The following is an 8,865-nucleotide window of genomic DNA, read 5'->3' on the forward strand; positions in this document are numbered from 1 at the left end:
AGGAACTTTACTTAATAGGCTTCATTTTCACTACGGAGGACTTCAAGCAACTGAGTAAAATCTTCAGGCCAAGGTGCTTCAAACATCATTTCTTCACCCGTACGCGGATGTACCAAACCAAGTTTGGCTGCATGCAGCGCTTGACGCTTAAAGCTACGTAACTTATCGGTTAATGTTTCTGATGCACCTGCTGGGAAACGCACACGATTGACATAAACAGGATCGCCAACCAAACCATGCCCAAGATAGCTAAAGTGCACACGGATTTGATGGGTACGTCCTGTTTCAAGTTGTGCCTGAATACGGGTAAAGTCACGGAAGCGTTCTTTCACATTATAATGTGTTACTGCATCACGTCCGCCCGGTAATATCGCCATTTTGACACGGTCTACAGGATGACGCTTAATCGGTTCATCAATGGTGCCACCCGCAATGACATTACCATACACAACTAAATCATAAACGCGATAAACGGTTTTCTTGGCTAACTGCTTGCTCAGAGAAAATTGAGCTTCCAGATTTTTTGCAACCACCAATAGGCCACTGGTGTCTTTATCAATACGGTGTACCAAGCCTGCACGAGACAGCTCTGCCAATTTTGGCGCATGATAAAGTAACGCATTCACTAAGGTTCCAGTTGGATTGCCTGCGCCTGGATGAACGACCATCCCCACTTCTTTATTGATTACAATAATATCGTCATCTTCATAGACAATATTTAATGGAATATTTTCAGGTTGGCTTGAAGTTTGTGTCTCAAGTTCAACTTCAAGCGTAAGCAGCTCATTGCCTTCACAACGGTACTTCGGTTTAACAATGTTACCATTTACCAACAGATGACCGTCTTTCATCCATTGCTTGAGTTTTTCACGAGAAAACTCGCTCCAAACCAATGCGGCAACCTGATCAATACGTTGACCTAAATAGTTTTCATCAAGTTGAATTTGCAACGATAAACGTGTTGCAGTTGAGTCGGAATTATGATTATCTGCATCCACAGAATCTTCGAGTAAGAAATCTGTTTCAGAGATGTTTGAATTGGAAGATTGTGCTGAAGTCATTTGATGATCGGTACAAAAATGGTTTAATAGCACCATTGTAGCTCATTGCCCAGAATAACAGAGGAGTTTTTATGTCGCTACCACGTTATAAAATTACGGTGCTTGCACTATCTTTAGGTGTAGCGTCTGCATTTGTGGGCTGTAGCAGCAATCCAAGTAAGAAAGATGTGGTGGATAAAGGACCACAATCAAGTGAACAAGTTTATTTTGAAAAAGCAATAAAATCGCTTGAACGCAATCAATATACCGATGCTGTAAAGTCACTTGAAGCTTTAGATACTTACTATCCGACTGGGCAATACACACAACAAGCTCAACTAGAGCTTCTTTACGCGAAATTCAAACAAAAAGATTATGAAGGCACAATTGCGCTTGCAGATCGTTTCATTCGTTTAAATCCGCAGCATCCAAATGTAGATTACGCTTACTATGTCCGTGGCGTAGCGAATATGGAAATGAATTACGACAGCTTAATTCGTTATACATCTTTACAGCAATCACACCGTGATGTGAGCTATGTAAAAGTCGCGTATCAAAATTTTGTTGATCTGATTCGTCGTTTCCCAAGTAGCCAATATTCAGTTGATGCAGCACAGCGCATGAAGTTTATTGGTCAAGAACTTGCAGAAAGTGAAATGAATGCAGCACGTTTCAATATTCAACGTAAAGCATGGCTTGCTGCTGCTGAACGTGCGCAATGGGTCATTGAACATTATCCACAAACACCACAAACCCCTGAAGCGTTAGCGACTCTAGCCTATAGCTATCAACAGCTTGGTGATAAAGCGACCTCGCAACAATATATTGATATCTTAAAACTGAACTATCCGAACTTAGTAAAATCGAATGGCGAAGTGAATTTACGTGCTGCACGTAAAGAAGGTAGCTGGGTGAATCGTGCAACTTTAGGTTTGCTGGGTCGTGAATCTAAAACCAATCAAGTCAAAGACGAAGCGAAAAGCGATACTGAACAACGTAGCTTAACCAACCGCTTAAGCTTCGGTTTGTTTGATAAACCTGAAACGGAACAAGCAACACCTGCCCCAGTTGCAGCGCCTGAAGCACCAGCAGCAACGGAAAATAAACCGAGTTGGAAAAACCGTTTAAGCTTTGGTCTATTAGACAAACCAGAAGCTGAAAAAACGGCTGAGGATGATGCTGCAAATTAATTTGCAATCTTCTGATTCACAAAACAGGCAAGTATCCCCTTGCCTGTTTTTCATTTTATGCAACAATGATTTCTGACATTTTTGCCGAGCAAGGATGTTCTCCCCCTGTTTTAGATGGTTAAACACGCATGGCTATTCCACAACATACGATTGATCAAATCCTAGATCGGACCGACATTGTCGATTTGATCGGTCAGCGTGTGAAGTTAAAAAAGACTGGGCGAACCTATTCGGGTTGCTGTCCTTTCCATCAGGAAAAGTCCCCTTCATTCCATGTTTATCGAGATAAGCAGTACTATCATTGTTTCGGTTGCCAAGCCAATGGTAATGCCATTCGCTTTTTAATGGACATTGACAGTCGTAACTTTGTCGATGTAATGAAAGATTTATCTAATCAGACAGGCATCGAATTACCCAAAGATAATCACGACAATAAAAAACTTTCTTATAAGCGTAGTCCCCAACAGGCTGTAGCTCCGCAAAAACCACAACCACAGCAAGAGCAGCCAATCGCACCAGCCCAGTCCCAGTCTATTCATGAAGCACTGGACGATCATTTTGTCGATATGGAGCGCTTTATAGATGATCCTTTTGCACAGTTTGATCCTTCATTCAATATTGAAGAGCAGGTACAAGAAGGCAACCTTTATGACCTATTGGAAAATGTTGCCCAATTTTATGAACGTCAACTCCCCAATAGCCAGAAAGCACAAAACTATTTCAAACAGCGTGGTTTATCTGCACAGACCATTCAATTTTGGCGTTTAGGTTATGCGCCAGAAGATTGGCAACATTTAGAAAAAGCTTTCCCACAAGATATTGAAGGTTTAAAACAAATCGGCCTTATTCGTTCTAGTGACAGTGGCCGAGACTTTGACTTATTGCGTGAACGAGTGATCTTTCCAATTCGCGATCATAAAGGTCGAGTAGTTGGCTTCGGCGGCCGTGCTTTAAACGATGAGATCAAACCCAAATATATCAACTCCCCTGATTCAGAAGTATTCCATAAAAATCAATTGCTTTATGGCCTATATGAAGGCCGTAAACTCAAGGCCAATGACTGGTTGATGGTTGAAGGTTATATGGATGTAATCGCCTTACAGCAATATGGCATTAATGGTGCAGTGGCGACACTGGGAACGGCCAGTAATGCCGATCATTTAACCACGCTATTTAAACAAAATTCTCGAATCACCATCGCTTTTGATGGTGATGCTGCAGGGCAGAAAGCAGCACGACGTACTTTAGAAATTGCGCTTCCGCTACTCAATGATGGTCGTGAGTTAAAATTCTTTGTGCTTCCGAATGAACACGATCCTGACTCTTTAATCCGTCGCGAAGGCTTAGAAAACTTCCAAAAACTATTACAGCAAGCACCGTTATTATCAGACTTCGTATTTGCACATCTAACTGGACAACATGATATCAGTTCGCCTGAAGGCAAAAGTCTGGTCATGGGCGAACTGCGCGAATTGACTGAATTATTACCTAAACATGGCTCATTCCGTTATTTGTTAACGCAGTCTTTTCGTGAAAAGCTTGGTCTCGGAAAACGTTTCACCCCACAAATCAGCCATGATGCCTCTTTATCATTTAATATTCAGACCAAAGATGAAGACTTTGCGGTTGCAATCTTAATGCATCACCCCTTCCTGTATATTCATTTTGAAGAGCTCCGTGCGGTGATTGATCAAAATGAACTCTTGGCGAAGATTTTAGCGGCACTGAATATTGTATTTGATGATCTTCCTGATGATCAGGAACTTGCAACCTATTATGTACTGGGCGCTTGTAGTAGTTATAGCCATGAACTGGCGGATATTATGCAGCGTACCAATATCCAATCCTTAACCCAAGCACCTGAAGTTGCCGATAAACTTGCAAAAGAATATGCGCTAGGGCTACAAGAGAAGTATTTGCGCTTAAAGCTCAAATCGCCAATTTCTTTAATTGAATCGCGTAATTTACGTCAACAACTGAATGAATTGACCAAACAGATTAGTTTGCGTTTATTGTCTTAATTGTCCATTACTGGCGTGGCTTACGCTCATGTTCAAACACATCTTGTAGATGTTGCTGTAGCCATTCAAAGTAATCTGGATTTTCAGCTTTAGCTGCTTCTCTAAGTAAAATTGAGGTTGGGTGCATCAACTTTTGGGTCAAGCGATGTGCAAACTCTTGTAAGACCTGTTCAGCAGTATTTCCATGTTGCAACGATTCTAAAGCATGCGCCAATTCTTTTTGACTGACTTCTTCACTATGTTGACGATAAGCTTGAATGGTACCACTCGCCTCTTTAACCTTTTGTTGGGTCATCAATTGGGTCGCCAATTGATTGACCATGATTTCAGCTTCAACTGCGGCCTGACGACGTTGCGCCAAGTTCTCATCAATCACGCTTTGTAAATCATCAACACCATACAAATACACGTTATCCAATGATTCAACTTTAGGATCAATATCACGTGGAACGGCTAAATCGACCATCAACATCTGTTGATAGCGACGCTTTTTCAATGCAGCTTTAACGTCTGAATATTCAATCACTTGATGCAAACTACCTGTACAGCTAGAGACGACATCCGCTCTATGCAAGTTTTGTGCAAGCTCAGCAAAGGGAATAATTTCCACATCAACTTGATGGGCAATTTCTTGTGCCAACAGATCTGCACGTTCGCGGCTACGGTTACAAATCAGGATTTTAGCAACCCCCATTTCGGCCAAATGTTTGGCAACCAAGGTGTTCATCTCGCCTGCCGCGACCACCATCACGGTGAGTTTTTCGGTGTGGCTAAACACTTGTGAGGCCAGTTGCGCAACCGCATAACCCATCGAAACAGCATGACTTCCTACCGAGGTTTCAGAACGGACGCGCTTTGCTGCATAAAAGGCATATTCAAAGACACTATTCAATTCAGGCGAAACAGTTTCTGCATCTTTTGACAGCGCCAATGCACTTTTCACTTGCCCTAAAATTTGCGGCTCACCCAGCATCAGTGAGTCTAAACCACTGGCAACACGCATTAAATGTGTAACCGCTTGGGCATTTTCGTAACGATAAACATGATGAATTAACTGTTTTACATCAATATTATTCACTTGGGCCAGCCAACTCAGGACGCTATCCGCATCTTCAGTCATGGCATACACTTCGGTACGATTGCAGGTCGACACCACCACTAAATCATTCAGTGATGCATGTTGGTTTTGTTCAAGCAATAGCGCAGCTAATCGCTCTGCATTGAAAGCAATTTGTTCGCGAAGTTCAACAGAGGCTGTTTGATGGTTGACGCCCAATGCAAAGAAAGACATATCAGATCATCATTTCGCTAAATTTATGTTATTGTGCAACATCGGTGTCATAAAAAGCATTACTTTGGATCAATAAAAATTGCGTCAGCTATATCGCCGTACCCTTTTTAGCGGCAAGACGATTAGACGGTATTCTACCACAATCTTGTTGTTAGGTAGCATGAGCTCTTATGTCTCTGCACAAGCAATACACGACATGTATGCAGATAAGAGCTTTGAGCATGCACTGCAACAGAGCATGATTGCTGAATTTTCTCTTGCTTATGACGATATTGCAACGGCACTACATAATTATACTGTGCTTGCGATTCGTAGTAACTCAACCACCATTAAACAACGTGCCTTAGACATTGCTTTAGAATACAATGATTTACAAGCTGCTTTAAATATTGCCACACATTGGGTTGAACAAGAACCCAAAGATGTTCCAGCCCTGTTCTATTTGTCTCATATCGCGTTAAAAACACATGAATATGAGTTAGCAGCCAAGACGCTGGATAAGATTCTCAATATTGATCCTACTGCCGATCTTGAACAGATTCTGGCGGGTATTGCACCTGAACAGGCACAGGATCGTGAGATTCTACTCAATGCGCTCCGTGCCAGTGAGGAGCGCAACAATCCCTCTATTCTCGCTTTAATTGCAGGTTTAGAAGCGCAAGATGGTTTGTATGAACAAGCACTGAATAATATTAATCGTGCATTACGCAAACGTTCAAAATCAACCAGTTTCATTTTAATGAAAGCTAATTTATTGATGGCTTTGCGCAATGATGAGGAAACTCAAAAATGGTTTGCTCAAGCCAGTCGCAAAAATAAGAATAATATTGATGTACGAATGGCGGAAGCGCGCTATTACATTCAAATTAATCAGCAACAAGAAGCCTTGGATAAACTTGAAGATATTATTAAAGATCATCCCAAGGCAGAAGAAGCGCTTTTTATTGCAGGCTTGACCAGTATTGACTTAAAGCAATACGAAAAAGCCGAACAATATCTGGTTGAATTGCGCTCATCGGCAAAATACCAAAATGAGGCTTATTATTACCTTGCGATCAATGCACAACGAAAACAACATTATGAAACTGCAAAAGCATACTATCGCCTAGTCGATGGTAGTTTATATATCGTTTCTCGACGCAATATGATTGCGATCTTTGAAAAACAAGGTCAACTGAATGATGCCTTACGCTTCTTGACCCAAGAACGGGTGAATTATCCACAACATGCCAGTTTCTTATATCAAGCACAGGCCGATATTTTAAAGAAGATGGATAATAAAAAAGCAGCTCTTGCTTTACTGGATGAAGCAATTAAGAGTTTGCCTGATGATCCAGAATTGATCTATGCCGAAGTATTATTACTCGATCCATATACCGATCGAGATAAATTAGACAAAACATTAAAGCAACTCTTAATAATTGAGCCCAACAGCCCAACCTATCTCAATGCTTATGCCTATACACTGGCACTACAAAACCGTCGCCTTAAAGAAGCACGTAAATATGCAGAACTAGCGCTAGATTTTGCCCCAGAACAGGCATCTATCCTAGACACCTTAGGCTATATCGCCTTTTTACAAAATGATTTTGATACCGCATCCAAAGTCTTGGGCCAAGCGTATTCGTTGAGTGAGAATGTCAATATTGGTATTCGTTATGCCAAAGCCCTATATATGCAAGGCGCACTCACGCAATTTAGCGAGGTGTTACAGCAATTGAAACAAAAACATGCCAATGCCCCACAATTACAACAACTTGATAGCTTAATCTTACCCATCACCGTAAAAAAGAGTTAAATTCATGCGCTTGTTTTCAAAATTATGCATCACCGTTTGTAGTAGTAGTGTTCTATTTTTAACTGGTTGCCAACATTTAAGTCAGCCAAATAAAGTGATTGCATCACCACAAGTTCAAGATGAAAATAATTTTAGCTTACAAGGTAAAATCGGTGTCCGCACACCACAACAATCTGGCAGTGCTTTTTTCACATGGGTTCAACAACAGGATCAGTTTGATATTGAACTCACTGGAATTTTAGGAGTTGGTAAAACCCAGATCGAAGGTAAACCGGGTGAAGTGACATTAAACAGTGCCAAAACAGGTCTAATTACGGCTGAAACACCTGAAGAGTTACTTGAGAAAGCAACTGGTTGGCAAGCACCGATTATGCATCTCGCTTATTGGGTACAAGCTAAGCCCGCGACTCAAAATGCACAAGTGAATAAAGATGAAAGTAATCGTCTAAAGCAGTTAGTTGAAGATGGCTGGACGGTTGATTTTAGCTATAACGATGCGCAAACCCTTCCCAATAAACTTTTATTGAAGCAAGCACTTGCCGATAACAAAGAAAACCGTATTACAATGGTGATTCAAAACCGATGATTTAGATTGTTTTTATGATTAGAGTGCCTTCCCCTGCAAAATTGAACTTGTTTCTGCATATTACAGGTCGTCGTGACAATGGTTATCATGAATTACAGACTATTTTTCAACTGATTGATCTATATGACTGGATGACTTTTGAGCAATGCTCAGAGCAAATCATTCAAATTGAGGGTCTGAACGAAGTCACTCTTGAACAAAACTTAATCTATCGTGCTGCACAATTATTACGCCCACATGCAAAAAAAATCTGTGGGCTAACTATCAGCATTGAAAAAAATATTCCAATGGGTGCTGGTCTCGGTGGTGGTTCATCCAATGCAGCAACCACACTGATTGTACTGAATCAGCTCTGGCAATGCGGCTTAAATGAACAGCAATTAGCCGATTATGGCGTACAGCTTGGGGCGGATGTTCCGATCTTTGTTTTAGGCCGTAATGCATGGGCAGAAGGGATCGGTGAACATTTATCATTCATAGACTTAGCTCAAAAAAAATTCATAATCTTAAAACCTGACTGTTTTATCAGCACTCAACAGCTTTTTTCGCAAAAAACATTGACAAGAGATTCTAAGATCACTACATTTTGCGCCTATCAGTTACAACCTTCTAATTTTGGAAATAACTTTGAACCTCTGGCTCGACAGTTATACCCTGAAGTAGATGAAGCAATGCAATATTTAGATCAATTTGGTCTAGCAAAGCTTACAGGTACAGGTGCTTGTGTTTTTACTGAAGTAACCGATGAAATGGATATAGAGCAAATTTTGCAAAACGCGCCTTGTAAAGCTTACTTGGTCAACAGTTTAGCAGAATCACCTCTAAGACATTTTGAAGTTACCTGTTAGGGGCGTCGCCAAGTGGTAAGGCACCGGGTTTTGATCTCGGCATCCGTTGGTTCGAATCCAGCCGCCCCTGCCAATTTTCATCTGTAGATAC

7 protein-coding genes and 1 tRNA gene are annotated in these 8,865 nt (G+C 41.2%); 6 read left to right on the plus strand and 2 right to left on the minus strand.

Annotation, left to right across the window (positions count from 1 at the left end):
* Positions 1-11: 11 nt before the first annotated feature.
* Positions 12-1,061, minus strand: coding sequence for a 23S rRNA pseudouridine(1911/1915/1917) synthase RluD (gene rluD, locus F902_RS17435; RefSeq protein WP_026057564.1), 1,050 nt, complete (start codon positions 1,059-1,061; stop codon positions 12-14).
* 71 nt (positions 1,062-1,132) lie between these two features.
* Here rluD and F902_RS17440 point away from each other — a divergent pair, with 71 nt between their 5' ends.
* Both F902_RS17440 and F902_RS17445 read left to right on the plus strand, forming a co-directional pair.
* Positions 1,133-2,230, plus strand: a complete 1,098-nt coding sequence (locus tag F902_RS17440) for an outer membrane protein assembly factor BamD (protein WP_005205478.1) — start codon at positions 1,133-1,135, stop codon at positions 2,228-2,230.
* Between the two features lie 128 nt (positions 2,231-2,358).
* Positions 2,359-4,251: a DNA primase gene (locus tag F902_RS17445; protein ID WP_005205480.1), complete on the plus strand. Its 1,893-nt coding sequence runs from the start codon at positions 2,359-2,361 to the stop codon at positions 4,249-4,251.
* 7 nt (positions 4,252-4,258) lie between these two features.
* Here the strand turns inward: F902_RS17445 and hemA are convergent, their stop codons facing one another.
* Positions 4,259-5,542, minus strand: a complete 1,284-nt coding sequence (gene hemA / locus F902_RS17450) for a glutamyl-tRNA reductase (RefSeq protein WP_004804973.1) — start codon at positions 5,540-5,542, stop codon at positions 4,259-4,261.
* Between the two features lie 79 nt (positions 5,543-5,621).
* Here hemA and F902_RS17455 point away from each other — a divergent pair, with 79 nt between their 5' ends.
* The 4 genes from F902_RS17455 to F902_RS17470 all read left to right on the plus strand — a co-directional run bounded on the left by F902_RS17455 (position 5,622) and on the right by F902_RS17470 (position 8,847).
* Complete coding sequence (locus F902_RS17455) at positions 5,622-7,340, plus strand: tetratricopeptide repeat protein (protein ID WP_005205482.1); 1,719 nt, start codon at positions 5,622-5,624, stop codon at positions 7,338-7,340.
* A gap of 4 nt (positions 7,341-7,344) precedes the next feature.
* Complete coding sequence (lolB, locus tag F902_RS17460; protein ID WP_005205483.1) at positions 7,345-7,926, plus strand: lipoprotein insertase outer membrane protein LolB; 582 nt, start codon at positions 7,345-7,347, stop codon at positions 7,924-7,926.
* Positions 7,927-7,940: 14 nt separating this feature from the next.
* On the plus strand, positions 7,941-8,774 hold the full coding sequence (gene ispE, locus F902_RS17465) for a 4-(cytidine 5'-diphospho)-2-C-methyl-D-erythritol kinase (protein WP_005205485.1): 834 nt from the start codon (positions 7,941-7,943) through the stop codon (positions 8,772-8,774).
* A tRNA-Gln gene (locus tag F902_RS17470) sits at positions 8,773-8,847 on the plus strand. The genes ispE and F902_RS17470 overlap by 2 nt, the downstream gene beginning before the upstream one ends.
* The last annotated feature ends 18 nt before the right edge of the window (positions 8,848-8,865 follow it).

This window comes from Acinetobacter higginsii, assembly GCF_000369525.1.
Lineage (GTDB): Bacteria > Pseudomonadota > Gammaproteobacteria > Pseudomonadales > Moraxellaceae > Acinetobacter > Acinetobacter higginsii.